This is a genomic window from Cellulomonas fulva (assembly GCF_018531375.1).
Lineage (GTDB): Bacteria > Actinomycetota > Actinomycetes > Actinomycetales > Cellulomonadaceae > Cellulomonas > Cellulomonas fulva.
This window is the reverse complement of sequence record NZ_JAHBOH010000001.1, coordinates 544742-570343: the sequence shown is the minus strand read 5'-3', so window position 1 is coordinate 570343 and position 25602 is coordinate 544742. Positions and strand designations below refer to the sequence as shown.

Below are 25602 nucleotides of genomic sequence, written 5' to 3'. Positions count from 1 at the left end.
CCGCCGGCGATCAGGCGGGGAGCGCGGCGGACAGGGCGCCGAGGGCGGCGACCATCTCCTGCGGGTCGGCCGCGCGGTGCCGGGCGAGGGTGTCGCCCGCCCCGACCTTGATCGTGACGTCGTCGGCGCCCAGCGCCTCGAACGCGTGCTCGTCGGTCACGTCGTCGCCCGCGTACACGACGACGCGCGCCCCGAGCTCCTCGCGCAGCGCCGTCAGCGCCTCGCCCTTGCTCGCGTGCAGCACGGAGATCTCGACGACGTCCTTGCCGTGCAGCACCCCGGAGCCGAGCCGCTCGCCGAGCTCGAGCGCCGCTGCCTCCGCGGCCTCGGCGTCCGCGCGCTCGGCGAGGCGCGTGTGCACGACGACCGCGGTGGGCTTGGACTCGACCCACACGCCGTCGCGGCCGCGCGCGACCGCCGAGGCCTGCGCGCCGAGCTCGGCGAGCCGGTCCGCCTGCTCGTCGGACAGCTGGACCACGTCGCGGTCCAGCCCGTGCCGCGTGACGCGCGCGCGCTCGGCCCCGTGCGAGCCGATGAGGTACGTCCCGGCCGGGACCTCGGCGAGGGCGTGCAGGTCGTGCAGCGCGCGGCCGGACACGAGCGCGAGCGCGACGCCCTCGTGCGTGACCAGCGACGCCAGGGGCGCCACGCCCTCGGGCAGGATCCGGGACCGCGACGGGTCGTCCTGCAGCGGGGCGAGCGTGCCGTCGAAGTCGAGCGCGACGAGCAGCGGGCGGGCGCCCGCGTCCTGCGCGAGGCCGACGAGCGCGTCGTGCACGGTCGGTCCGTCCGGGCGGTCAGACATGGTTCTCCCTCGTCGGGACGCTGGTCAGGACCCCCAGGAACTCGCGCGACCACGCCGCGACGTCGTGGCCCAGGACGCGGCGGCGCAGGCGCCGCATGCGCTTGCGCGACTCGCGGCCGTCCATGTGCACGGCGTAGGTGATCGCGTCCTTCATGCCCTCGATGTCGTGCGGGTTCACCAGGACCGCGCCCGTCAGCTCGTCGGCCGCGCCCGTGAACTCGCTCAGGACCAGGGCGCCGCGGTCGTCGGACCGGGCGGCGACGTACTCCTTGGCGACCAGGTTCATCCCGTCGCGCAGGGCCGTCACCAGCATGACGTCGGCCGCGAGGTACAGCGCCGCCATCTCCTCCATCGGGAACGACTGGTGCAGGTACTGCACCGGCGCGTGCCCCACCTGGCCGTGGTCGCCGTTGATCCGGCCGACCAGGAGCTCGACGTCGTCGCGCAGCTGGGCGTACGCGCCCACGTTCTCCCGGCTGGGGGAGGCGACCTGCACCAGGGTGGTGGTGCTGGGCGACAGCCGCTGGTCCTCGAGCAGCTCGCCGTACGCCTTGATCCGGTGCCGGATGCCCTTGGTGTAGTCGAGCCGGTCCACCCCGAGCAGCAGCGTGGTGGGATCGCCGAGCTCGCGGCGGATCTCCCGGGCCCGCGCCTGGACCTCCGGGGTGCGCGCCAGCTCGTCGAACGCGCCCGAGTCGATCGAGATGGGGAACGCGGCCGCCCGCACGTGCCGCTCGACCTTGCCGTGGCTGGTCAGCGTGACGACCTGGCCCCGCGTGGTGAGGTCCGTGAGCCGGCGCACCACGCGGACGAAGTTCGCGGCGTCCCCGCCGCGCTGGAACCCGACGAGGTCGGCGCCCAGGAGGCCCTCGACCACCTGCTTGCGCCACGGCAGCTGCGCGAAGATCTCCAGCGGCGGGAACGGGATGTGGTGGAAGTAGCCGATGCGCAGGTCCGGCCGCAGCTCGCGGAGCATCTTGGGCACGAGCTGGAGCTGGTAGTCGTGCACCCACACCGTCGCGCCCCGCGCCGCCTGGCCGGCCGCCGCCTCGGCGAACCGCCGGTTCACCCGCTGGTACGCCTCCCACCAGACGCGGTGGAACGCGGGCTGCGCGATCACGTCGTGGTACAGCGGCCAGAGCGTGTCGTTGGCGAAGCCCTCGTAGAACCGCGCGACGTCCTGCGCGGACAGCTCGACGGGCACCAGCTGGGTGCCGTCGACCTCGAACGGCTCGAGGGTGAGGTCGGGCGACCCGCCCCAGCCGACCCACGCGCCGTCGGCGGACGCCATGACCGGCGCGAGCGCCGTGACCAGACCGCCCGGGGACCGGCTCCAGGTCGGCTCGCCGTGGTCGTCCAGGCTCACGTCGACAGGCAGGCGGTTCGCGACGACGACGAGGTCGTAGCCGTCGGAGGGCACGTCGGGCACATCAGCTCCTGGCACAGGTGGGTGAATCTCGACCCTAGTCAATGGTGTGCCAGGGCCGCGCGGCGGACGACCTGCGGCTAGCGTGACCGGGCATGGAACGGATCGGCCTGGCGCCCGGCGCGCAGATCGGCGGGTACACGATCGTGACCCCGCTCGGTGCCGGGGGCATGGGGACCGTGTACCGCGCCGTCGACGACGGCGGCACCGCGGTCGCGCTCAAGCTGCTCCACCCGCAGGTGGGCGCCGACGCCGCCGCGCGCGAGCGGCTGCGGCGCGAGGTCGTCGCGCTGCAGCGCCTGCGGCACCCGGCCGTCGCCTCGGTGCTCGACGCGGAGGCGGACTCGACCGAGGCGTTCATCGTGACCGAGCTGGTCGCCGGCTCGAACCTCGAGGAGCACGTCCGCGCGCACGGGCCCCTGTCCGGCGAGGACCTGCACGCGCTCGCCGCCGGGCTGCACGACGCCCTGGTGGCCGTGCACCGCGCCGGCGTGGTGCACCGTGACCTCAAGCCGACCAACGTGCTCGTCACCGACGACGGCCCGGTCCTCATCGACTTCGGGATCGCGCAGGCGGCGGGGGAGGACTCGGCGCAGGTCACCTCCACCGGGCTCGTCGTCGGCACCCCCGGCTACCTGGCGCCGGAGCTGCTCGACGGCGCCGACCCGACCCCCGCGAGCGACCTGTGGGGGTGGGCCGCGGTGCTCGCGTTCGCGGCGACCGGGCGGCCGCCGTTCGGCGCGCGCCCGCTCGAGGCCGTGCTGGCCCGGGCGCGCACGGGCGACGTCGACCTCGCCGGGCTGGGGCCGGTCACCACCGACGCGCTGCGCGGTGCGCTCGACCCCGACCCCGAGCGCCGCCTGCAGCCCGACGACGTCGTCGCCGCGCTCGAGGTCGCGGCGGTCGACGGGGACCCGGACGACGACGGCGAGCGCGAGGGCACGGTGCCCGGCACCGTGGTGTACCCCGCCGACCCGACCGAGGTCGCCGCCGCGGCGACCGTGCTCGCCGCGTCGGCGCACGACGGCTCGACGCGCGTCATGCCCGCCGGCGAGCCGACGACCACGCTGCCGGACGTGCCCGCGACCGTCCTCGCGCCCGTCCCGCCGCCGCCCGTCGTCGCGCCCACGCAGGTGGTCGCCGCGGGAGCCGACGACGAGCCCGGGTCGGACGGGTACGGTCCCGACGAGCCCGCGTCCGACCAGCGCGCGTCCGACGAGCCCGGGCTCGGCGAGCACGACGGCGTCGAGTGGATCGAGGGGGACCTGGACGCCTCCGAGGGCGACCTGGGCGAGGGCGTCGGCTACGTCCGCCCGCCGGCGCCGCGGCGCTGGGGGTCGGTCCTCGCGCTCGGTGCCGTCGTCGTCGCCGCGGGAGCCCTCGCGCCGACGCTCACGCTCGTCGTCCTCGTCGTGCTCGTGGTCGTCGTGCGGACGATCGGCACCGCCGTCGAGGCGATGCACGGCCGCCGCGAGCGGCGCGGCGTGACCCGCTCCGACGTGGTGCTCGCGACCGCCGCCTCGCCCTGGTACCTGGTCCGCACGCTCGTCGGCCTGGTGCCGTCCCTGGTGGTCGGGGCGTGCGCCGTCGTCGTCGCGGGCGGCGTCGTCGCGTGGTTCCTCGCCAACGGCACGTGGGTGCTGGGCGACCTCGGCACGGGGGACGAGGTGGACGGCACCCCCGCGGCGTGGGTCGTCGCCGGGCTGGTGCTGCTGGGCACGCTCGTCGTGTGGTGCGGGCCGCTGTCCCGGATGACGCGCGTCGGCACGCGGCGCGTCCTCGCGGTCGTCGCGCCCGGCCGGCTCGGCGCCCTCGTGCTCGTGTGCGTGTGCCTCGCGGCAGCCGCGGTGCTCGTCGCGCTCGTCGCGAACGGGGCCGGGATCGTCTGGGCGCCCGCGCCGGTGCCGACCGTCCCGTAAGCGCCCCTGAGCCTTCCCCTGCGCCTGCCCTGCGCGTCCCGACGGATCCGGGACCTGCGGGCAGCCCGGATGCACGGTTGCGCCCTCTACTCTGTGGGCAGTCGTCACCGACCGAGGAGAACCCCGTGCCCACGAACGACCCGAAGCCGACCAAGGCCCAGCGCCAGGCCGACGCCCGCGCCAAGGCCGCGCAGCTGCGCAAGGAGCAGGAGCGCCAGGCCAAGCGCAACAAGATCGTCAGCATCAGCGTGCTCGTCGTCATCGTCCTGGCGGTCGTCGCCGTCGTCGGCTTCACGGTCAAGTCGCAGCGGGACAACGAGGCGCGCTACTCCTCGGCCGTCTTCGGCGCAGGTGCGGAGAACGTCGTGGCGCCCGCGCTCGCGGACGTCACCGCGCCCGCCACCGCGCAGGAGACGGGCGGCATCCCGGTCAACGCGGCCGGCGTGGGCGAGGCGCCTGCCGCCGACGACGTCGTCGTGACGATCTACTTCGACTTCATGTGCCCCTACTGCGGCCAGTTCGACGCGGCCAACTCGGCCGACCTCGAGGCGCTCGCGGCCGAGGACGGCGTGACGATCGACTACCGCCCGATCGCCTTCCTCGACAGCACGTCCAAAGGCACCAACTACTCGTCCCGCACGGCCAACGCCGCCGCCGTGGTCGCGGACCAGGACCCGGAGCACTTCACCGCGTTCGTCACGGCGCTGTACGAGAACCAGCCGTCGGAGAACACGAGCGGCCTGAGCGACGACAAGATCCGCGACATCGCGGTCGAGGCCGGCGTCCCGGCCGCGGTGGCCGACACCTTCACCGACACGGTCGAGGGCACGTACACCGTGGCCGACGACGAGACCGAGAAGACGGGCACCTGGCGCACCTTCGCCGCGTGGGTGGCCGCGGCGACGAACCAGATGCAGATCGACCGAGGCCGCGTGGGCACGCCTACGGTGCTCATCGACGGCGAGGACTGGCCGGGCGAGGGCGGGGACGGGAACGCGCTGTACATGCAGGGCGAGCTCAAGTCGGCGGTCGAGGCCGCGGTCGCCGCCAAGCAGGGCTGACCCGCTCACCGACGGCCCGGCACGCGGTCCCGCGGGACCCGCGTGCCGGGCCGTCGGTAGTCTGGGCGCCCACCGCCTCCTTAGCTCAGTCGGCCAGAGCACTTCCCTTTTTGCCGGGTTCTGGCTTGTCACAGCCGCTTCGTGTACCTGCGGGGCGGGGTTTGGGTTGCACGCCCGAAGGGGTGCTGTGTCACCCTGTGCCGGTGCTCTGCCCCCGGCTTCTGCCGGCACGCGGCGCACATGCCGCCTTGGCGCAATTGGTAGCGCAACGCACTTGTAATGCGTAGGTTGTCGGTTCGAGTCCGACAGGCGGCTCTCCTCAGCTGTGGACCGCCGTCATGCAGCCCGCATTCTTTGGAATCGGGATCGCACAGGCGGTCAACGGCCTGATCCGGACCCGGGCCTAAGAGGCTGACCACCCTGCCTCGCGTGCCGTCTCGGCGCGCCGCCGACCTCAAACCCGCCTGGGTGGAGCGACCCGTGTGCGCGGCAGTCGTGGATGGCCTGCGCAGCGTTGGCGAGTCCATCTCCGGCTACGGCGCGGCGCTGCTCACCTTGGCGCTCGGACGGGGGCACGGGTTTGTTGCCACCGTTGTGGACATCGCGCCGGAGGAAGGTGACCAGCTGGACGCGCACCCGGAGCGCGAGCTCCGCGGAACGCCCCGCAACCGTGGGGGGCCGCGAGGCCGCTCGCGTCACCAGGCGCAGCGGCTCCGGGCTCGCTCGGTACCGCCGATCCGCGCCCGGAGATCACGGCCCGGCCTCTATCCTGCGGGTCAGGCGCCGACCGCGGCCACCATCCTGGGAGGATCAGCACGATGCACCTCAGCCGGCTTCGTGTGCGGGGCCTGCGGGGCGCCGCCGACGGAGAACTCGAACTGGCGCTGCCCGGTCGTTTCGCCGTACTCGTGGGTGCCAACTCGGCCGGGAAGACGACGCTGGGTGACGCGATCTACCTCGGGCACCGCCAGAAGTTTCCGCACCTGCCGAGACTGTCTGCCGCCGCGCTCGGAGCCGGCGAGCGCGACATCGAGGTCGAGTACTCGTTCGCCGGCCCGGGCGCCGCAGAAGGCCCCCTCGGTCGTCAGCTACAGACTCAAAGCGGCCGGAATGCCCCCGGCACCGTCGCCGCGTCCTGGAGCAAGACCCTGCGACGAGATCTGGGCTCGATCAGCACCCAGACCCTCGTCGCGAGCGACGTGGAGGACAAGACCCTCCTTGTGTACCTGCCGGCGTGGCGCAATCCCCTGGACGAGCTGGCACGACGCGAGTCCCGCGTCCTGGTTGAGCTCCTGCGCGCGCAGCAGCAGAACCGCGGCCGGGGACGAGATCTATCCGGTTTGCGCGGACGCGCCTCGGGCCTGCTGGAGGCGCTCGCTACGGATGGGCTTCTGCAGGGCCTCGAGGAGCGCGTCGGGCACCATCTGCGTTCCCTGTCCGCCGGGGTGTCCCGGAACTGGCCATACGTCGGGGGACAGGTCGTCGACGACCGCTACCTCGCCCGGGTGCTCGAGCTCATGCTCGCCACCGTCGAGGGTCGCGAGAACGCCCTACCGCTCGACGTCGTCGGCCTCGGCTACGTCAACCTCCTGCACATCGCGGTCACCCTGGCGGCGATCCCTGACGCCACCAAGGCTGCGGCAGCCAGTGCCGCGGCCGGCGCGTTCGCAGGACTGACCGGCAACGCGGGCACGGGGCCGGGCGGCGAGCTCCTGCCCGAACCACCCGCCCACGACTTCGACGACCTCGACAGAGTCCTTCAGCAAGCCGCGGCGGAGCGCGAGAGTGCAGAGGACTCCTTCTTCCCCAATGGCCCGTTCCACGTCACGGTCCTCATCGAGGAGCCAGAGGCGCATTTGCACCCCCAACTGCAGCACTCCCTGGTCCGGTACCTTCGCCGACAGGTCCAGGAACGCCCCGAGCTTCAGGTCATCTTGTCCAGCCACGCGACCGACATCATCACCTCGTGCGATCCGGAGGAGGTGGTCGTCGTCCGCCGAGACAAGTCTGGAAGCCGCGTGACCCGCCCCGTTGCGGACATCCCGATAACGAACCGCGAAGAGGTGCTCCGCATGACCCGGCTGCACCTGGACGCATCCCGGTCCGCGGCGATCTTCGCCGACCGTCTGATGCTCGTCGAAGGCATCACGGAGGCGGCCATCGCGCGCGAGCTTGGATGGGTGTGGGCGGGCGCCGACAACGACCGGCAGGCTTTCATCGATGCCCTGAGCATCATCCCCATGGGAACGAAGGTCGGTCCGTGGGCCCCGCGTCTGCTTGCCACGCGCGACCACGAGCTCTGCACCCGGCTCGTCGTGCTGCGCGACAGCGACCTCGAGTTTGCGGCGACACCCTCGCCCCCGTCTTGGGCGTCAGAGTTCGACCCCGACGTTGTCCGGTTCGAGACCAGCCACCCAACCCTCGAGCCGCAGCTCACCGTCGGCAACGAGGCAATGGTCGCGGCCGCGCTTGAGGACATCGAGGTCACCCCACCGGACCCGGTGACCCCCGAGGCCGTGAACGAGCTGTTCCGCTCCGCAAAGAAGCGCGGGGAGCAGACCTTGCCTGCAGGCCCCGCGGCACGCCGCAAGGCCGAGTTCGCCCTCGCCGTCGCCGGGCGAATCCGCGCCGCGCGCTCGACGGGCGGCACCGCGGTCACGGTGCCGGACCCGCTGCGCGCCGCGTTCGACTTCCTGTACGCCGATCCCGCCGCTACGTTCCCACAGCCGACCGACGACCAGCTGGATCCGGACGATCTTGGCGCATCGTGAGCAGTACAGCCCCGGCAGGCGCGCTCAGCACCCTGACCGAAGAGCAGCGCACTGCCGCGGCAACGCGCGACCACAACCTGTTCATCGAAGCCGGCCCTGGGTCGGGCAAGACCACGACATCGGCTCACCGCTTCGGCGTCCAGCGGTTCGACCCGGCGCATCGCGAGGATCCTCGCGCGGTCGCCGCGGTCAGCTTCACTCGGGCTGCTACGCGCAACCTGCGTCGCCGCGTCCAGCGCCTGTGGGGGATCGGCGCAGTGACCTGGCCCCATCGCATCGTCACACTCGACTCGATCATGCACGACGTGCTCCACGACACCCTTCTCGCGGGGCTGCTCGTCTGGCCGAACCAGCAGCGTCTGTGGCCGGACGGCGACATCCGGCTTGACGTCAAGGACAGCTGGACTTCATTCGGCAGCAAGCAGTTCAACCGCACGGCCTACCGGCTCACCGTCGTCGGCAAGGACGTTCGCATCGAGACTGGCTTCGTGGCGGAACGACGATCAGCAGTCCCGATCACTGAGATCCTTCCGCGGCTCCGCGAGGGTATCTGCACTCATGAGGACGTCCGCGAGGTCCTCGCGCAAGCTCTGGCCGTGCCGGAGATCGACGCGTTCGTCACGAGCCGGCTGGCAACGACGACGCGCGCGCTCGTTGTGGACGAGGTGTTCGACGCGAACGACCTCGACATCGCGGTCATCGAAGCAGCGATCCGCGGCGGCGTCGCCGTCACGATGGTCGGCGACCCCTGGCAGGCGCTCTACGTGTTCCGGGGCGCGAAGCCGCACGTCGTCCCCGATCTGATTGCACGCTCCGGTGCAGTCACTGCATCACTGAGCACCTCCTTCCGCTGGGACACGGCCGAACAGGGGCGACTCGCGACCGACCTGCGAGCTGGCGCGGGCATCACGTTGCCCGTAGACGACGCGGCGACCGACCTCAAGGATCTCGACGTGGTACTCGGGCTGTGGTGGAAGCCGCTGTGGGACCTCGGCGAGGGGGTGCTTCCGCTCGCGTTCCACGGCTTCAAGGGCGGCTACGAGGAGGCGGCGGCGACGTTGCTGCTGAACCACGTCACGCGCACGATCTTCGACCTCGACGCTACATACCTGAACGACGCACTAACAGTCCTGGCGATCCAGGACCGCGACGTCCCTCGCTTGCTCGAACCGGCCCTTCAGGCCGTGGCCGAGACCCTCCGGGCCGGTGACAAGGACTCGGTCATCGCGGCGTACCGGCAGCTCGTAGAGGTGATCGCGACGGTGTCGCCACGGCTCCTGCGCGCGCCGCACTACCGGCACACGGACCGGCTCGCGCTGATCCAGTCCCGACTGCGGTACTCCGGGCGCCCGCTGCCCGGGTTGACCACTCACCAGGCCAAAGGGGGCGAGTGGGACGCCGTGGGTGTCCAGCTGAGCGGCTCGGAGCGCGAGGCGCTCGCCTCCGGGCTCTCGATCACCGAGGACACCCACCGCAAGCTCTACGTCGCCTGCACCCGGGCGCGCCGACGCACCGCCGAAGTGCGCGCCTTCGACGCTCATGTCTAGACGAGCGCCAACTCCGCCTCACGCGAGACGTACAGCGGCAGGTCAGTGCTCGTCCGACCTCGCCTCGTACTAGGCCGATCGTCCGCGGAGCCGAGCGCGCACACCGCAGACATCGGATCGAGCCGACGAAAGACCCGTTTAGCTGAGCAACATGGAAGGGAAGACGGGCCCTCGTGTGCGCGGGCCCGTCGTGCATCCGGACCGGAGCTCGGCCCCAGGTTCCGGACACATGAATCAGCCACCATCGGCAGGCCAGACCGCCGTAGTCGGCGGTCTGGTGCAGGATGTGCGCGCAGGCAATCGCATCGCGAGGCTCGCGCCATCTCCGATGCGACACCGCACAGATGCGCAGGTGTGGCACGAGATGGATGTCGAGCGAGCTAGGAGGTCGAAGGAGCGTGGTGGTTCCGGACGCCGGCCGGGTCGCAGTGATGTCGATCCGTCCCCACTTCGCCGAGGCGATCCTCGAGCAGACCAAGCTCGTGGAGTTCCGTAAGCGCCGCCTCGCCCCCGACGTGACGACCGTGCTCATCTACGCGACGATGCCGGTTGGGCGCATCATCGGTGTCTTCGAGGTGGCGGGCCAGCAAGTCGCGAGTCCGAGTGCACTGTGGGAGGCCCACAAGGCGCACGCTGGTATCGCACGAGCCGCCTACCGCGAGTACTACCAGGGCAGGAAGTTCGCCGTCGGCATCCTGGTTCAAGATGCTCGGCGACTGGTCCGACCGATTGAGCTGACCGCTCTCGACCCGGCTCTCGTCGCTCCCCAGAGCTTCGCGTATCTGCAGCTGAATCCAGCGGGCACCAATGGCCAAGTCAGCACGCGGTTGCGCGAAGTGCTGACACTCGCGCCCTGACTCCGCTCGCCCCGGCTGCACTGATGGCCAGTTCGCCGTGATGCCCGCAAGTCTGCAACCCGGTCTTTGGCCAAGCGACTCAGGCGTTAGGTGCTCAAGTCTGTGCGTTATGGACCGGTGTCCTGGCGCCGGAAGAGTCAGCGCCCGAGCCGGAGGCTCGCTGCATGGGTCCAGCGAGCCTCCGCGTGCCGGCGTCATAGATCGAGCCGAAGAACTCGCCGGAGATCTCCAACGGAGACTGCAGCGTCGTCTCCTTGGCCGCGCCGGGGAGTGTCCACAGCCGATCGAACGCGACAGGGTGCGGAAGGTTCTCGGTGTCGACGAACCGCAGTGCCGTCGCGACCCCGTCCCGCTCTGCCGCAGCCACGTTCTCGCGGCTGTAGACCCCGAGGCGGCGGTACCTGTTGTACAACTGCACGGGGGGTGCGGTGTCGACGTCGACCATGTGGGACACCGCGACAACGGCGCCTATACCTCGCTTGCCAGTACCGGACGCGTACCAGGCGATCCGTGCGGGAGGGCGTGGAGAACCGCCCGGCGTGCGGTAGTAAACGTGCTCGCGGCTGAGTTTCAGCAGACTCGGTTCTGGCCACAGGGTGTCGTGCAGAGCGAACAGCTCACGTGCCCAGACGGGTTGGATAGCGACCAGGTATGACGGCAGGTCGCTGTCGAGCAGCTTCGCCGGCCACAGCGCCCGTTCGAGTAAGACCACCCGGTCAGGGGTAGTCGCATCCTGCACGGCCTCCCGAACGTGCCGGCCAAGCAGTGTCTGTTTGCTCAGGGACTCGACGGCTTCCGAACGGTTGCGGACGTCGAGCACGGCCGCCTCGAGCTGCCCGTCAATCTCTCGGTAGCCTTCAGTCAGCAGGTCGACTCGAGTGTGCACCGACAGGTGCGGGTCGCTCACACGGATGCGCTTCAGCCCTTGCGCTACCGCGTCCTTCCTGAGTTGGAACGCGATGAGCTTCGCCACCGTCATCCCCACCGTGGACGGTACGGACCGCAGCAATGGGATCTCGAGCTCGCTCTCCGAGTCCCGAGAGATGGTCGCCCATGCGGCCACCGTTCCGCCGTCGGGATCGCGCACCCACCAGCGCGTCGCAGCAGCATCGGCACCGATACGCCGCAAGAGTGAGTGGAACGCGGTCCTGCGCTCACCGGTCGCGTTGCTGAGGAGCGCGTCGAGTTCCTCCTCGTGGCCGCTGCCGCGCACGGCTACCTGGAACCCGGTCCCGCGCAGGGCCGCAGGTTGATAGCGGGACGCGTCTGCGAGCTCGTCGAGGTGGACAATCAGGTCCAGCGGGTGAAGAACTCGCATCCCGAAGACGCTGGCGGCCGCCGGTGCGTAGGTGCGAATCATGCGATCATCACGGGTGACGAGGATCTTCACGCCCGCTGCTGCGGCGCTGATGATGTGGCTGCAGTCGCTGCGGTCCTTGGCCGGGACGACGCCGACCGCGCGCTCCCACTCGTCCTTTGCCTTCGCGTGTGCACTTGGCGGGTAGTCCAAGGCCTCGAAGCCGGCTAGCGCCGTCATCTGTCGCACCCGCATCTGCGCATCTGGGTTTGCAGCGGCCTCGCGGAACGACTCGGCGGTGACCTTCAGGGTGACTTGGTCGCGGATCCAGTCAGCCTCCAGGGGCTGAGACTGCTCGGCGCCGGCGCGTTCCCGCTGCACGGCCAGGTCGATGAAGACGTTGTGGTCGATGGCCACTGTCGTCGTCAATGGCTCGTCGGCGAGAGTGAACAGATCGGGGATGTTGTTCGACAACCACCACACGGTGAGGACTGCGCCATCCTTGCCGCGGCCGCGAACCTCGGAGCGGGGCCTGAAGTCGAGCGACTTCCAGAGCCGTGTGGCCTCGACGTAGTCCCGCTTGCACTTCAGGACGATGCCGGCCAAGTCGCTGTGGTCTTCGGAGAGTCGACGCACGAGAACCTGGCCGACCTGCTTGCCACGGTGCGCAGGATCAACGCAGAGATGAATAAGGCGAACCCGGCCGTGGGCGATCGAGAACATCGCGTACCCCGCCAGTGCCCCGCTCGCGTCGACGGCTGTGAGCACGTCGCCACGCTCGGCGAGTGCTCGGATGGCGCCGGCAGGCATCAACCCGAGAGTCGCCTTGTTCTGGTCGGCGAGATTGATCACCGACTCGGTGAGAGTCTCGTCGGGACGGTACGCCAGGGTGAGAGCAGCTTGGACCCCTGATGAGGACATGGTCGAATTCGTACCGCAGATGATGTGGATCGCGATAGGGCTAGCCGGGTGGCGGGAAGATCCACGAGCCGCGACTGCCAGGACCTCTGCGCGCGCCGGCTCGCGAGATTGCGCAGCAGCTTGTTGCACGAATGCGCCGCCACTGCGGGAACGCACCGGAACATCCCTAGATGAAACGGGGGTCTGCTGCACGGATAGGTGACACCTGACCTGTGGGGACGAGGTCCCCGCTGGAAGGATGTGCCCCGTGCCCAGGCCTTATCCGAAGGAGTTCCGTCGGGACGTCGTGGCGGTCGCCCGCCGTGGCGAGGCCCCGATCAAGCAGATCGCGCGCGACTTCGGGATCGCGGAGTCGTGTCTGCGCAACTGGCTGCGCGACGCGGACGAGGACGACAGCCGGCCGGCGACGGCACGCTCGGAGTCGGTCGAGCTGCGCGAGGCGCACCGGCGCATCCGGCTGCTGGAGCAGGAGAACGAGGTGCTGCGCCGGGCGGCGGCGTACCTGTCTCAGGCGCAGCTACCGGGAAAAGGCTCTACCCGCTCGTGAGTGAGCTCGCCGCCGACGGGATCCCCGTCGTGGTGACGTGCCGGGTCCTCAAGCTCGCCAGACAGCCCTACTACCGCTGGCTCGCCGCACCCGTCGGTGCGCGTGAGCTCGAGCAGGCGTATCTCGCGGACGCGTTGTTCGACGCTCACCGCGACGACCCGGAGTTCGGCCACCGGCTCCTGGCCGATGAGGCCGCCCGCGCCGGTCTGGTCGCCTGCGACCGCACGGTGTGGCGGATCTGCTCGGACAACGGCTGGTGGTCGGTGTTCGGCAAGAAACGAGGCCGGGCCGCCGGCAAGAGGGTCGGACCGCCGGCGCACGACGACCTCGTGCAGCGCCATTTCCGGGCCGACGGCCCGAACCGGTTGTGGCTGTGGGACATCACCGAGCACCGCACGAACGAGGGCAAGGTCTACCTCTGCGCGATCAAGGACGTGTTCTCCAACCGGATCGTCGGCTACTCGATCAGCGACCGGATGACCTCACACATCGCGGTGAACGCGCTGGCCAGCGCAGTGCAGCGCCGCGGCGACGTGGCCGGGTGCGTCGTTCACGGGGACCGTGGGAGCCAGTTCCGAAGCCGCAAGGTCCTGCGCGAGCTGGCCCGTCACGACCTTGTCGGTTCGATGGGTCAGGTCGCCTCCGCAGGCGACAACGCCGCCATGGAGTCGTTCTTCTCGCTGCTGCAGAAGAACGGCCTGAACCGACGCCGCTGGACCACCCGCGAGGAACTGCGCCTGGCGATCATCGTCTGGATCGAACGGACCTATCACCGTCGCCGACGTCAGGCCCGCCTCGGTCGCCTGACACCCATCGAGTACGAGACCATCAACACCCCTCAGGTCGCACTCGCCGCCTGAGACCCGCTGTCACCTACTCGTGCAGCAGACCCCCTCGCGCATGACCTCGGCTGGGACGCGGCAACGCTCGCTGACGAACGCGCAGGCGCGCTGGTTGGCGGTCAGTCGCGTGAGCAAGTTGGCGTCGAGCAGGTCGGACCCGTGGATTCCGGTTGTGACAGATAGGAGGGTGCGTCATTGCCACCACGATCAGCGCGGAGCCCGTGACTCTGCGGGACCTGCTCACTGTTCTCGAGGCTGCCGAAGGACAGGTTGCTGCCGGCTCGGTGGTTCTCGAACTGCTACAGAGCATCGTCGCTACCCTCGGTCGCGGCGAGCGCGTGACGCTGCTCGAGCACGACGAACAGGTCTCGCCGAATGTGGCCGCAGCGATACTCGGGATGAGTCCGCCTTACCTGCTGTCGTTCATGGACGCCGGCGCGTTGGCGTTCATCCGCGTCGGGACGCACCGACGCATCCAGGTCTCTGACCTGCTCGAGTCCGACGAGCGCCGCCAGGCTGCGCTGAAGTTCGCCGCGACAGCTCGCGCGAACGTGACATCGGGCGAGGACCGCGATCTCGACGAGATCGCTCCGGTGTCGCCAGCTGCACTCGCCGACCTCGACTCCCTCTGACGCCGAGGCCGGGGAATTACGGCCGAGTCTTGCGGTGACGACGCCGCTGATGGTCTCGCTTGATCAACTCGCTAAGTGCGGGGTAGTTCTCCGTGATGGCCTTCTCGATGGTCCAGTGGTGCACCCTGCCAGTCGCCAGGCTGGTCGCTTCTTCGGGGCTCAGCCCGATCTCGACGAGGAAGCGCACCTCGAATAGGAGCAGCAGTGCCTCATAGCCGACCACCAGCGGGCGCTGGTCGCGCAGCACCTCGTGGGCGTAGGCGTCGCCGTGGACGACGATATTCCGCAGCCTCCCGACCTCGCCGCGCCATTTGCGTGTCCCGATGATGCCGTCGACCAAGTTTCCCGACTCGTTCTCCAATCGCTTGAGTCGAGCATCGAACGCAGGTTCTGCAGTGTCCTGGGGATGAAGGGTCCTGTCGAACGCGTCGATGAGCTGCGTCGCAACGCTGAATCGGACCGGGTGCCCACCTACGAATCGATCCGAGCGCAGGAGCCCGTAGTGCCCGAGCGCGAATCGGTGGCGCTCAACTGCCTTGAGCAGTGCAGGCATGTGGACACCAAAATCGAGATCACGAAGCCGGTGCAGGTACTGGAGGTCGCTGACACGCGGCGTGTCCAGTGGCCCGTGGAATCGCCGAACCTGAAGCCAACGCGAGGGCAACAGGTCGCTGCCGTCCCCGAAGTCCCACGCCGTATTGGTCCCCGCTATCGACACGACACCGGGAAGTCGTCCGGAGGCGCTCATCAACATGACCTGGAGCGGGTAGGCGTATCGGGCGAACACCTCACCGATGGTGACGGCCTCATCGAAGTGAAAGTCGAACCACGAGCGAGATTGCAGCACCCAGCGGTGCGTGTCGTGCTCTTGGTTTGCGTACGAACCGTCCACCAGACTGAGCTTGCCGCCCTCGATCCTCGCTTCGGCCTCAGGCACATCGCGCAGCACCGCACCGAAGTCGGAGATCCTCAAACGGTCATGCGCCATGACGGCGAACCGGTTCCAGCCCGTCCACGTGTCCTGATCGGTGAAACGCAGCCGAACGTCCGTGAACATCAGCTCAGCTGGCTCGAACACGCCGAAGCCCTCTAGTGCGTAGTCCGCGGTGACGGTCGCGTCACGTTGTTCGGTCAGCGCGCCACGCTGTGCGGTCACCCGCGCGCCGACCAGTGTGACGGCTTCCTTCATCACCCGGCCCTGCAAGATGCTCGGAAAGTTGGGGTCATCGCCGAAGAGATGAAAGCGCTCACCGTCGAACATCCCGAAGACGTGAGCCTCGATGCGACCTTCGCTGTCTACGTGGTAAGTGCCCGGGACGCCGCTTGTTGAGTAGTCGTCACCTGGCCGGTACCAAGCCACGGGGTGAACTACGCCAACATCCATTCGGCACGCTCCGGCCTCGTTCGGACTCGCTCGCGCTTCGCTACAGCGTCGAGTCTTTGGCTGTCATCTCCCTGATGTGCGGGTAGTTCTCCTTGATCGTGAGGGCGATCCAGCCATGGCTCCCCCTGTCAACCGCGAGCCCCCGCGCTTTCTCGGCGGTGAATCCCAGCGCGACGAGGAAGCGCACCTCGAAGAGGAGCAGAAGCATGCGGGTCCCTGCCTGCACCGACCTCACATCGGAAGTCAGCGCCTCCGATCGTCGCAGACCATGAGCCACGATGTTCCGTAGCCGCGCCAGGCGCTTGTGCCACTCCTTGTCCCCAACGATCTCCTTGAGCAGTCCACCGGACTCCTGATCAAGCTTCGTCAAGCGAGCGTCCAAGCTCATGTCGTCGCGGTGGTCAGGGTGCAGGGTCCGATGGAACGACTCGCACAACTGCGCGGCGGCGATGAAGTCGGCGAGGTATCCCGCACTGACCCCGCGCCTGAGCGTGCCGTAGTGCTCGAGTGGATAACGGTGTAGCTGCGCGACATCGAAGACGATCGGTAGCTGCGCGGCGAAGTCAAAGTCCGTCACTCGATGAAGTAGTTCCGCCGAAGTCTTCGCACCGTCCTCAGTCGGCACGTGACCGACGTTCACGGTGATCCACCGATCCGCGTGGTGGCGCTCGCTCGGCACGACCCACGCGCGGTTGGTCGCCCGAAACTTCGCCACGCCCGAACGCCGACCCGTGGCGGAGGTGATGAGTACCTCTAGCGGCATCAGGTACTGCCGCTGGAACTGCTCGATATCGACGGGCTCGTCGAACTCGAACACGAAGTCACTGGCCGACTTGAGCACCCACCCGCTCGGGTTCATCAACTGCCTGTGGGTCGAGGCGTCCTTGAGGCGCAGTACACCGCCGTCGAGAAGAGCCTCCAGAGGCTCGGGCTCCTCATACCGGATGTCCAAGCCGACGATGCCGACGCCCTCTTCGAACTTGATCTGAGCGGGGTACGCGCCCCACGAACTCCACAGGTCCTGATCGATGAATCGGACGACCGCCTTCGTCAGTGCCAGCTCGTCAGGCGCCAGCCACAGTCCTTCCACGCCATACGCGAGATCGATTCGGGTTCGCTGCTGGCGCGTGGAGCTATTCGTGCGACTCGCACCGCGGCTCGTGCCAACCAACGTGATGCGTCTTCCGAAGGCGTCACCGTAGACGACCTCAGGGAACGCTTCGACCAGCTCATCGATCCCTGCAAGAGCGATGCTCGGTACGTCGTGCCACGACCCGTGCAGCCAAGCCTCGATGACGCCGTTCTCGGACACGCTGTAGGTGCCTGCCGCCGCCTTCTCCCTCTCAGTCTGGCCGGGGCGGAACCACTCAGCCGGTCTTAGGTCGTCATCCATGGGCAGATGCTCGCAGGTGGTGCCTACATGCCCGTCTGAACAGGCGGCTACCGGGGGCCTTGCTGTTAGCCAACGCTGCGGATCACCTAGCGGGTGGCGTTCATCCCCGCTTCGCCATGTCGGAGCCGGTGACGGCGGCCCTGCCGAGAACCTCGGCCGGGTTGCGAGCGTCGTCGTAGGCGGCAGGACGAAGCGTGCACCGAACTGTACGTCACTTGGCCTCGCCTCCAGCTCGGCGTCGATGTTCAGGACACGGGTGCGGTGTCTCGCCCCGGGTCTGACGGAGGCTCTGGTGTGCGACTGTTAGGGACACGGCAAAACTGTCTTGTAAACAGGGGGTCGTCGGTTCGAATCCGATAGGGGGCTCCAGCAGCGGCTCCGGCGGCCCGTCGCGGACCGGGCGTCAGACCGCGGGACCGGTCTCCTCGAGCAGGCGCAGCGCGGCGGACACGCGGGGGTTGCGGGCCGGGTCGGCGTCGATGCCGAGGGTCGCGTAGAGCGCGTTGACGTGGTTCTGCACGGACTTCTCCGTGATGCCGAGCCGCTCGCCGATGCCGGCGTTGGACAGCCCCGAGGCGAGGAGGCGCAGGACCTCGTACTGCCGCTGGGTCAGGCGCGCGACGTCGGAGCCGGCGCGCGGGGTCACGCGGTCCAGGAGGACCGGGTCGAGGACGGTCTTGCCGACGGCGGTCGCGCGCACCGCGGAGACCAGGAGCTCCTCGCTCGTCGAGCTGTTCTTCGACAGGTAGCTCCAGCCGGACGCGACGTCGGGCGGCAGGTCGAGCAGCAGGTCCATCGCGTCGTGCGCGGACAGCAGCAGGATGCCGAGCGTCGGGATCCGGCGGCGCAGCGTGACGCCGAGCGAGATCCCGTTGCCGTCGGGGAGGTCGATGTCCAGCACCGCGACGTCGGCGGAGCCGGGGCGGAGCGTGCGCAGCGCCTCGGTCACCGTGGCGACCGAGGTCACGACCCGCAGGCCCGGCTGCTCGCCGAGGGACCGCTCGAGCATCGAGCGGAACAGCGGCTGGTCCTCGACGACGGCGACCCTGACCTCGTCGTGGGCTGGTGTGCTCATCGCCTTCAGTATCGTCTGCGTGGCCGCGCTGGTGAGGACTTCGCCGGGCGAGCCGCGGGCAGGACGGACGGAGCGGGACATGCCGGACCAGGCGACCGATCGAACGGGTGACGGGGTGCGTGACCGCGTCACCCTCCTGCGTGCGACCGCGATCGTCGCGCTCGGGTACGGGTTCGGGGCCTCGCTGCAGAGCACGTTCATCTACTCGCGGTACGTCCCGGAGTGGGCGCACGTCAGCGTGTGGTCGCGCCTCGGCGCCAACGCGCTCGGTGTCGGCGTGCTCGTCGGGATGCTGTGGGCCCTGCGGGTGCACGCCCGGCGGAGCAGCTGGGCCGTGGTGGCCGGGCTCGTCGTCGCCTCGGCGGTGTGCGCGGTCGGCCGGCACGCCGCGCAGCTCGCCCTCGGCGTGTACACCGACCCGGACGTGGCCACGCGCGACTCCGAGCTCGCGGGCGGGTTCGTCGTCGCCCTGATCTCGGCCGGCATCGGGATGTGGGCCCTGCTGTCGCGACGCCGGATGCGCTCGGCCGCGCGCCGCGCCGAGCGCGGGACCGTGCACGTCGAGCTGGCCGTCCAGGCGCTGGAGGACGAGGAGATCCGGGTCCGACGAGCGGTGGCCGAGGGTCTGCACGGCACCCTCCAGGGCAAGCTCGTGCTCGTCGACGCCGAGCTCGACGCGGTGGTGCGGCGCATGTCGCTGCAGCGCGACCGGGCGGCCGACGTCGCCGCGCTCCGCCGCGTCCAGGAGGAGCTCACGGTGGTGCGCGAGCTCGACGTGCGGCAGATGAGCCGCCTGCTCTACCCCGACCGGCTCGAGCTCGGCCTGGTGCCCGCGGTGCGCGCGATGCTCAGCCGCGTCCCCTCCACGATCGCCACCCGGCTCGCGGTCACGCCGGCGGTCCGCGAGGTCGACGACCCGGAGCTCGGCTCGCTCACGGTGGCGCAGCGCCTGCTCGCGGTGCGGGTGGTCGAGGAGGGCATCACCAACGCGCTCAAGTACGGCCCGGCGACGACGATCGTCGTCGACCTCGACCTGTGCGACGGCGTGCTCGTCGTCGGGGTGGAGAACGACGGACCGACGTACGACCCGGCGACCGCGGCACCCCTCGGGGGGACCGCGCGGCTCGCCGAGCGGATCGGGCTCGCGCACGGCGCGGTCGAGCTGCGGCCCCGCGACCCGCGCGGCGCGCGCCTCGAGGCGCGTCTGCCGCTGTGAGCCGATCCTGAGGAGTTCGGTCCCAGGTTCACCCGTTCGGCGTACCACTCACGTGACTGGACAAACGTCCGACTTGGCGAGGTTTCACCGGGAGAAGCGCTTTTCGCGACCGGGTGAAAGAGTCCGGCAATCCGGACCGGGTAGGTGCGAGCACCCCCGTCGGACCAGGTCAGCGAGCCGATGGAACCTAGCGTCGACGACGCCCGGTCCCCCTCCGGGCCGTTCGATCGGGTCCCGGCCCCGGGGTCCCGCGTCCACCTGTCAGGAGCACCATCATGACCACGAGCACCGCTGCGGTCGGCCAGGACCGCCAGGACGAGCGCAAGCGCAAGCGCGCCGCGATCGTCAAGTTCTCCCTCGCCGGCGCTGCGCTGGTCGGCATCGCCGCCGCGGCCACGTCCGCCGCCTGGACCGACGACGCGTGGTTCTCCGCGACCGCGTCGGCCGTCGACAACGACGGCGTCGAGCTGCAGGGCAGCCTCACCGACGTGGACGCGAGCTACGTCGACGCCGACTCCAGCGTGGCGTCGATCGTCATCCCGGCGACGGAGCTCGAGAACCTGGTCCCGGACGAGACGCGGACCTTCACCGTCTACATCCGCAACGACGGCGACGTGGACCTGAACGTCGACGCGGCGGTCGTCGCGACGGGCCTCCTGGCCGACGCGACGGTCTCGACCGACTTCACCGACGGGACGACGATCGTGCCCTCGTCCGTCGGCACGCCCGTCGAGGTCACGGTCACGGCCGACGGCTGGGACGAGACCTTCCAGGGCGAGACCGGTGCCCTGACGCTGCAGTTTTCCGGCAGCACGGTCGACTGACGGCTGACCCCGCGGCCACGCCGGGCTTCCCCCGCCCGGCGTGACCGCGGCCCCCACGAAGTGAGGTGACCCGCGTGCGCGTCCTGCGACTGATCGGCAACACCGTCCTGTGGCTCGTCGCCGCGGTCGGTCTCCTCAGCGTGCTCGTGTGGGGTGCCACGCAGCTCGGCTACATCAAGCCGCTGGTCGTGATCTCCGGCTCCATGGAGCCGGGCATCATGACGGGCGACCTCCTCGTCGACGTGCCGCACCCGACCGACCAGGTCGAGGTCGGTCAGGTGACCTCGATCTTCAGCGAGGTGACCGGGAACCTGGTCACCCACCGCGTGGTGGCCGTCGAGCAGACGGCCGACGGCGGGTGGTCGATCCGGATGAAGGGCGACGCCAACCAGTCGGAGGACAGCGAGGCGTACGTCGTCGGCGACGAGGTGTGGCAGCCCGCGCTGCAGATCGGTGGCGGCGGCTACGTCCTCACGACGATCACGCGCCCCTCGGTCGCGATCCCGCTGGGCTTCACGCTCCTGTGCCTCCTGGCGCTGAGCCTCCTCCCGTCGTCGTCCGCGCCCCGGCGCGACGAGCACGACGGCGAGCCCGGGTCCGACGCGGCCGGGTCCGACGAGCCCGGGTCCGGTGCCGTGTCCCACCAGCCCGTGCCCGACGAGCCCGTGACCGCCACCCCCGAGCAGCAGCCGGTCGGCGCGCGATGACCCGCTCGACCGCCCTCGCCGTCGTCGGCGCCCTGTCCGTCGCCGGCGCCGCCGCGCTCGTCGTCCGGGCGCACCGAGCGCACCGAGCGCACCGGGCGCAACGAGCGCACCCGGCGGCGGCCGACGCCGCGGCACCGGTCGCCGTGCCGCAGCCGTCCCCCACCACCCTCAGCAACCCCACCACCCCCAGCACCCCCACCGCCCTCGCCACCCCCACGACCCCCCGCTCCACCGTGAACCGCCCGGAGGCACCGATGAACCCGACCAGCCCGCGTGACGGGGCGCGTCGCCGTCGCGTCGCCAACGTCGTCAAGATCGCGCTCGCGGGGGGTGCCCTGCTCGGCATCGGCGCCGCCGCGACGTCCGCCGCCTGGACCGACCAGGCCAACTTCAGCGCGACGGCCGACAGCGCGACCGTCGGCCTGCAGGGCTCGCTCAACGGGACCACGTGGTTCGACGCCAACACGGCGAGCACCTCGACCGGCGTCACCGCGGACCTGGCGATCTCGATCCCGGCCGCGACGTTCACGGGCCTGGTGCCGAACCCGAACAACACGAGCCAGGTCACCCGGTCCGTGACGCTCTACCTGCGGAGCACGGGGAGCGCCCCGACGGCGGTCTCGACCGCCTGCACCCCCAGCGGCGACCTGTTCAGCGGCACCACCCCGCTGATCGTGACGTTCGACGGCGCCGCGACGACCGCGACGAGCTGCACCAAGACGTTCACGTTCGCCGCGGGCGACACCGCCGCGCAGACCACCGTCCTCAAGGTGACGGTGCCGGCCGCGTGGCCGCAGACCTACTCGGGCAAGAACGGCTCGCTCGTCGTCACCTTCACCGGCACGGCGCAGTCCTCGTGACCCGCCGCACGTCGACGATGCGCGCACGGCTCGCCGCCGTGCTCGTCGGCGTGCTCGCGATCGTCGTCGTGACCGGCGTCGCCCGCTCGACCGAGCGCACGAGCGCGGCGTGGACGAACCCCGCGGTCGTCGTCGCCCAGCTCAACGCCGGTTCGTGGGCGACCGGCCCGGTGAACCCCGGCGACGGCAACACCGTGATGACGGACATCGAGTGGACCCTCGTCACCAACAACCCCGTGCAGGTCTGCTTCATCGCGACCGTGTCGACCACGTCGACGACACCCGTGCCCTGGAGCCTGCAGATGGACCTGACGGAGGCGCCCTTCAACGGCGCGACCTCAGGGTTCCAGGTGGACAACGCCCCGGGCGGCGGCAACATCGCCTGGAAGATCGGCATCAGCTACAACACGGCGGCGATGACCGCGACCATCGCGGGCAGGACCGACGTGAACCAGCCCATCGCCACCATCTCGAACGCGACCGTCCTGCGGTTCCAGGTCTGCAACTGGAGCCTTCCGGCGGGCGTGCAGACGCCGTCGGCCTACACGGTCACCTACACGAACAGCCCGGCGTGGACGTCGTCGCGGGCGTGCGTCACCGCGACGGTCACGGGGAACGGCACGTCCCGGTTCTACTTCGGCTGGACGATCACCATCGACATGGCGGCCGCGTACGCCTCGCTGCCGGGCTTCACGCACTGGTCCAACCCGACCGGGAACCAGAGCCAGGTCGTCCAGACCGACCTCGGTGGACGGAAGTTCCGGTTCACCAGCAAGTCGGCGGCGAACATCGCCGGGACGCAGAGCTACGTGTTCACCTACTGCGCCAACGGCTGAGGTCTCAGACCGTCTCGACCGGCGCGGGGACGGGACGCTTCGCGGTGCGCTGGTCGCCCGACGAGCGGCCGCGCAGCCGGCGCGTGGCCCACGGGTACACGTGCGTGCGCACCCAGGCGGCGTCGCCGCGCAGCTGCTCGAGGCGCGGCGTCGGTGGCTGCGGCGCGAGCGGGTCGTCCCAGCGCTCGTCGTCGGGTGCCAGCCCCAGCCCGACGAGCGCGGCCTGCGCGACCCGCGCGTGCCCGTCCGTGGTCAGGTGGATGCGGTCCTCGGCCCACATCCGCCAGTCCATGAGCGAGCGCATGCCCCACAGGTCGACGACGTACGCGCCGTGCCGGCGCGCCATCGACCAGATGTGCGCGTTGTAGACCGCGACGCGGGACCGCGTGGCCTTCACCAGCGGGCTCCCGGCCGCGTCCACGCCCGTGCCGAGCAGGACGTCGACGCCCGCCGCGCGCAGCCGCACCACGGCCGACTCGAGCTCGCGGGCCAGGCGGTCGACGTCCGCGGCGGGCCGCAGGATGTCGTTCCCGCCCCCGACCAGGCTCACCAGGTCCGCACCCAGGCCCAGCGCCGCGGGCACCTGGTGCGTGACGATCGGGCGGAGGAGGCGGCCGCGGACGGCGAGGTTGGCGTACTCGAGCGGGGCGTCGCCGGCTGCGACCCGGCGCGCCGAGAGCTGGGAGGCGAGGACGTCGGCCCACCCGCGCAGCGGCGCGTCCGGGTTCTCCGGACCGGCGTCCCCGTCGGGGCCGTCCCACAGCCCCTCGGTGAAGGAGTCGCCCACGGCGACGAATCGGGTCCACGGCACGGTCTGCTCGGTCGTCTGCGGCACGCAGCCATTGTGCCCGGCCCGCCCGCGCGCTCGCCCGACGGTCGCGCGGGACCTTGGTCGCACCTCTTCGACTGTTTCGTGGGGCAACCTTGTGTATGCGGATGAGAATCATTCGCACACGTTGACGACCTAGGAGGCCGACATGTCACCCACGCAGACCGCCTACCTCGACGAGCGGACCGACGAGCGTCGCCGCAAGCGGGTCGCGGCGCTCAAGATCACCCTCGCCGGCGGAGCGATCCTCGCGGTCGGCGCCGCGGCCACCTCCGCCGCCTGGACGGACCAGGCGTGGTTCGCCGCGCCGGCCGCGGGCGCGTCCTTCGAGCTGCAGGGCAGGGGATTCGGCGGCGAGTTCGTCGACGCCGACGAGGGCGACGCCATCGCCATCCCGGCGAGGGAGCTCGCGGACCTGGTGCCCGGCGACTCGCGCTCGTTCGAGATCGACGTCAAGAACGCCGGCAGCGTCCCGATGACGGTCGAGGCGGAGGCGCGCTGGGCCGCGTCCGGCACCGGCTTCGACGGGGCGCCGCAGGTGGCCCTGTCCGGTGTGCCCGCGGGAGCGTTCGCCGCGGACGACACCGCCACGGTCACGGTCGAGGTGACCGTGCCCGACGACTGGCCTGTCACCAACCAGGAGCGCTCGCAGGAGCTGTCGATCGTCTTCACCGGGACCAGCGTCTGACCCGTCCGAGAGGAGTGTTCGTCATGCCCAGCACGGCCCGCCGCGTCCTGCGGGGCGCCGGCGACCTCGCGCTCACGCTGGTCGCCCTCCTCGGCCTCGCGAGCCTGCTCGTCTGGGGTGCCACCCAGCTCGGCTGGATCAAGCCGCTCGTCGTGGTCTCGGGCTCGATGGAGCCCGGGATCATGACCGGCGACGTGCTGGTCGCGGTCCCGTCGCCCACCGCGGACCTCCGGGTGGGCGACGTCGCGACGATCCCGAACGACGGCACCGGAGCGCTGGTGACCCATCGCGTGGTGGCCGTCGAGCCCGCCGCGGACGGCACGTGGGAGGTCCGCATGAAGGGTGACGCGAACGACGCGGAGGACGGCGGGGTGTACCGGCTCGGAGACGAGGTCTGGACACCGCGCTGGCAGGTGCCGGGCGTCGGCTACGTCCTCGCCGAGCTGACCCGGCCCGCGGTCGCCGTGCCGCTCGTCGTCGCCGTCGGCTGCCTGGTGGCGCTCACGCTCCTGCCCCGGACCGCGCCCTCGGCGGCCCGTGCCGCAGCCCCGCCGGAGCCTACGGACGCCCGCACCGCCGCACCCGCCGGCGCGCGGCCGCGGGCCACGGTGCGGGAGGCGACATGAGCCGCCGGCCCCGCGCCCGGCTCCTCGTGCTCGCGACGCTCGCGCTGGTCGCGCTGTGCACCGGCGTCGTCGGCGTCACGGGCGCCGCGTGGACCGACCGCGCGTCCGCGAGCGGGACCGCCACCGGCGGCTCCTGGTCGACGACGAGCACGTGCACCGTGCGCGACGCGGACGGCTCGGTCGACGCGACGACGCCCTGCACCGTCCTGGACGGCAGCGTGCGCGTCGAGGTCTGGCCGGCGGGCGCGGGCGCGATGGCGGGCCACGCCTACGCGAGCTTCTCCGCACCGGGGATCGGCGCCGACCAGCGGATCGCGTTCGACCTGCTGCTGCCCGACCCTGCCGACCCGAGCTGGTCCTGGGCGGGCGCCGGCGTCGCCGCGGTGAACAACGGCGGCACCGTCACCTCGGCGTGCTCCGCGCTGCCGCGCGTCACCGGGGTCCTGGCCCCCAACCTCGGCGAGACGCCCGGGGTCTACCTCACGCTCGACACCCCGCGCTCGTCGTCGCCGGTCTGCCGGCCCTGACCCCGACCCGTG

The 25602-nt window shown here is 70.7% G+C and carries 22 protein-coding genes and 2 tRNA genes; 17 read left to right on the top strand and 7 right to left on the bottom strand.

The features are described 5' to 3' along the window. Positions 1–10: 10 nt before the first annotated feature. Positions 11–805 (bottom strand): trehalose-phosphatase, encoded by a 795-nt coding sequence (otsB, locus tag KIN34_RS02495; RefSeq protein WP_214346210.1) that lies wholly within the window; start codon positions 803–805, stop codon positions 11–13. Then, positions 798–2234, bottom strand: coding sequence for an alpha,alpha-trehalose-phosphate synthase (UDP-forming) (locus KIN34_RS02490; RefSeq protein ID WP_214346207.1), 1437 nt, complete (start codon positions 2232–2234; stop codon positions 798–800). The genes otsB and KIN34_RS02490 overlap by 8 nt, the downstream gene beginning before the upstream one ends. Before the next feature lie 92 nt (positions 2235–2326). Between KIN34_RS02490 and KIN34_RS02485 the strand changes: the two genes are divergently transcribed. The 6 genes from KIN34_RS02485 to KIN34_RS02460 all read left to right on the top strand — a co-directional run bounded on the left by KIN34_RS02485 (position 2327) and on the right by KIN34_RS02460 (position 10386). Next, positions 2327–4150: a serine/threonine-protein kinase gene (locus KIN34_RS02485; RefSeq protein WP_214346205.1), complete on the top strand. Its 1824-nt coding sequence runs from the start codon at positions 2327–2329 to the stop codon at positions 4148–4150. A gap of 125 nt (positions 4151–4275) precedes the next feature. Further along, positions 4276–5211, top strand: a complete 936-nt coding sequence (locus KIN34_RS17030; protein ID WP_214346203.1) for a DsbA family protein — start codon at positions 4276–4278, stop codon at positions 5209–5211. Positions 5212–5453: 242 nt separating this feature from the next. After that, a tRNA-Thr gene (locus tag KIN34_RS02475) sits at positions 5454–5526 on the top strand. 503 nt (positions 5527–6029) lie between these two features. Then, positions 6030–7982 carry an ATP-dependent nuclease gene (locus tag KIN34_RS02470; protein WP_214346193.1) on the top strand — a complete coding sequence of 651 codons (1953 nt, stop codon included), beginning with the start codon at positions 6030–6032 and terminating at the stop codon, positions 7980–7982. Next, complete coding sequence (locus KIN34_RS02465) at positions 7979–9529, top strand: UvrD-helicase domain-containing protein (RefSeq protein WP_214346190.1); 1551 nt, start codon at positions 7979–7981, stop codon at positions 9527–9529. The genes KIN34_RS02470 and KIN34_RS02465 overlap by 4 nt, the downstream gene beginning before the upstream one ends. Positions 9530–9930: 401 nt before the next feature. Beyond that, a complete protein-coding gene (locus KIN34_RS02460; protein ID WP_214346179.1) occupies positions 9931–10386 on the top strand; it encodes an ASCH domain-containing protein in 456 nt (151 codons plus the stop codon). A gap of 94 nt (positions 10387–10480) precedes the next feature. Here the strand turns inward: KIN34_RS02460 and KIN34_RS02455 are convergent, their stop codons facing one another. Continuing rightward, positions 10481–12604 carry a GNAT family N-acetyltransferase gene (locus KIN34_RS02455; RefSeq protein ID WP_214346176.1) on the bottom strand — a complete coding sequence of 708 codons (2124 nt, stop codon included), beginning with the start codon at positions 12602–12604 and terminating at the stop codon, positions 10481–10483. A 247-nt stretch (positions 12605–12851) separates the two neighbouring features. On the opposite strand from KIN34_RS02455, the gene KIN34_RS02450 reads away from it, so the two are divergent. Further along, a protein-coding gene (locus KIN34_RS02450) for an IS3 family transposase (protein WP_214346173.1) occupies positions 12852–14011 on the top strand; the annotation gives its coding sequence in 2 pieces (ribosomal slippage) (positions 12852–13127 and positions 13130–14011; 1158 coding nt in all). Between the two features lie 203 nt (positions 14012–14214). Next, entirely contained in the window at positions 14215–14625 is a 411-nt protein-coding gene (locus KIN34_RS02445) for a helix-turn-helix domain-containing protein (protein ID WP_214346170.1), read from the top strand. A 16-nt stretch (positions 14626–14641) separates the two neighbouring features. Here KIN34_RS02445 and KIN34_RS02440 read toward each other — a convergent pair whose 3' ends face one another. Both KIN34_RS02440 and KIN34_RS02435 read right to left on the bottom strand, forming a co-directional pair. Then, positions 14642–16009 (bottom strand): ApeA N-terminal domain 1-containing protein, encoded by a 1368-nt coding sequence (locus KIN34_RS02440; RefSeq protein WP_237689027.1) that lies wholly within the window; start codon positions 16007–16009, stop codon positions 14642–14644. Positions 16010–16049: 40 nt separating this feature from the next. Continuing rightward, a complete protein-coding gene (locus KIN34_RS02435; RefSeq protein ID WP_214346166.1) occupies positions 16050–17402 on the bottom strand; it encodes an ApeA N-terminal domain 1-containing protein in 1353 nt (450 codons plus the stop codon). A 303-nt stretch (positions 17403–17705) separates the two neighbouring features. On the opposite strand from KIN34_RS02435, the gene KIN34_RS02430 reads away from it, so the two are divergent. Then, positions 17706–17771: transfer RNA gene (locus KIN34_RS02430), tRNA-OTHER, on the top strand. Positions 17772–17805: 34 nt separating this feature from the next. Here KIN34_RS02430 and KIN34_RS02425 read toward each other — a convergent pair. Further along, positions 17806–18477: a response regulator transcription factor gene (locus tag KIN34_RS02425; protein ID WP_214346165.1), complete on the bottom strand. Its 672-nt coding sequence runs from the start codon at positions 18475–18477 to the stop codon at positions 17806–17808. Positions 18478–18592: 115 nt separating this feature from the next. Between KIN34_RS02425 and KIN34_RS02420 the strand changes: the two genes are divergently transcribed. The 5 genes from KIN34_RS02420 (at position 18593) to KIN34_RS02400 (ending at position 22920) form a co-directional block, all read left to right on the top strand. Next, positions 18593–19693, top strand: a complete 1101-nt coding sequence (locus KIN34_RS02420; protein WP_307858050.1) for a sensor histidine kinase — start codon at positions 18593–18595, stop codon at positions 19691–19693. Between the two features lie 275 nt (positions 19694–19968). Next, positions 19969–20517, top strand: a complete 549-nt coding sequence (locus tag KIN34_RS02415) for a hypothetical protein (RefSeq protein WP_214346162.1) — start codon at positions 19969–19971, stop codon at positions 20515–20517. Between the two features lie 74 nt (positions 20518–20591). After that, positions 20592–21224, top strand: a complete 633-nt coding sequence (locus KIN34_RS02410; protein WP_214346160.1) for a signal peptidase I — start codon at positions 20592–20594, stop codon at positions 21222–21224. Further along, the gene (locus tag KIN34_RS17025) at positions 21221–22084 is read left to right on the top strand and encodes a hypothetical protein (RefSeq protein ID WP_273544011.1); all 864 of its coding nucleotides are present in this window, start codon (positions 21221–21223) and stop codon (positions 22082–22084) included. The genes KIN34_RS02410 and KIN34_RS17025 overlap by 4 nt, the downstream gene beginning before the upstream one ends. Continuing rightward, entirely contained in the window at positions 22081–22920 is an 840-nt protein-coding gene (locus KIN34_RS02400) for a hypothetical protein (RefSeq protein WP_214346158.1), read from the top strand. Before KIN34_RS17025 ends, KIN34_RS02400 begins: the two co-directional genes overlap by 4 nt. 4 nt (positions 22921–22924) lie before the next feature. Here the strand turns inward: KIN34_RS02400 and KIN34_RS02395 are convergent, their stop codons facing one another. Further along, positions 22925–23755: an SGNH/GDSL hydrolase family protein gene (locus KIN34_RS02395; RefSeq protein ID WP_307858049.1), complete on the bottom strand. Its 831-nt coding sequence runs from the start codon at positions 23753–23755 to the stop codon at positions 22925–22927. Between the two features lie 142 nt (positions 23756–23897). Here KIN34_RS02395 and KIN34_RS02390 point away from each other — a divergent pair, with 142 nt between their 5' ends. Genes KIN34_RS02390 through KIN34_RS02380 form a run of 3 tightly spaced genes read left to right on the top strand, consistent with a single transcriptional unit; the run spans position 23898 to position 25590 of the window. Next, positions 23898–24437 carry a hypothetical protein gene (locus tag KIN34_RS02390; protein WP_214346157.1) on the top strand — a complete coding sequence of 180 codons (540 nt, stop codon included), beginning with the start codon at positions 23898–23900 and terminating at the stop codon, positions 24435–24437. A gap of 23 nt (positions 24438–24460) precedes the next feature. After that, a complete protein-coding gene (locus tag KIN34_RS02385) occupies positions 24461–25063 on the top strand; it encodes a signal peptidase I (protein ID WP_214346156.1) in 603 nt (200 codons plus the stop codon). Further along, positions 25060–25590, top strand: coding sequence for a hypothetical protein (locus KIN34_RS02380; protein ID WP_214346155.1), 531 nt, complete (start codon positions 25060–25062; stop codon positions 25588–25590). The genes KIN34_RS02385 and KIN34_RS02380 overlap by 4 nt, the downstream gene beginning before the upstream one ends. Positions 25591–25602: the final 12 nt, after the last annotated feature.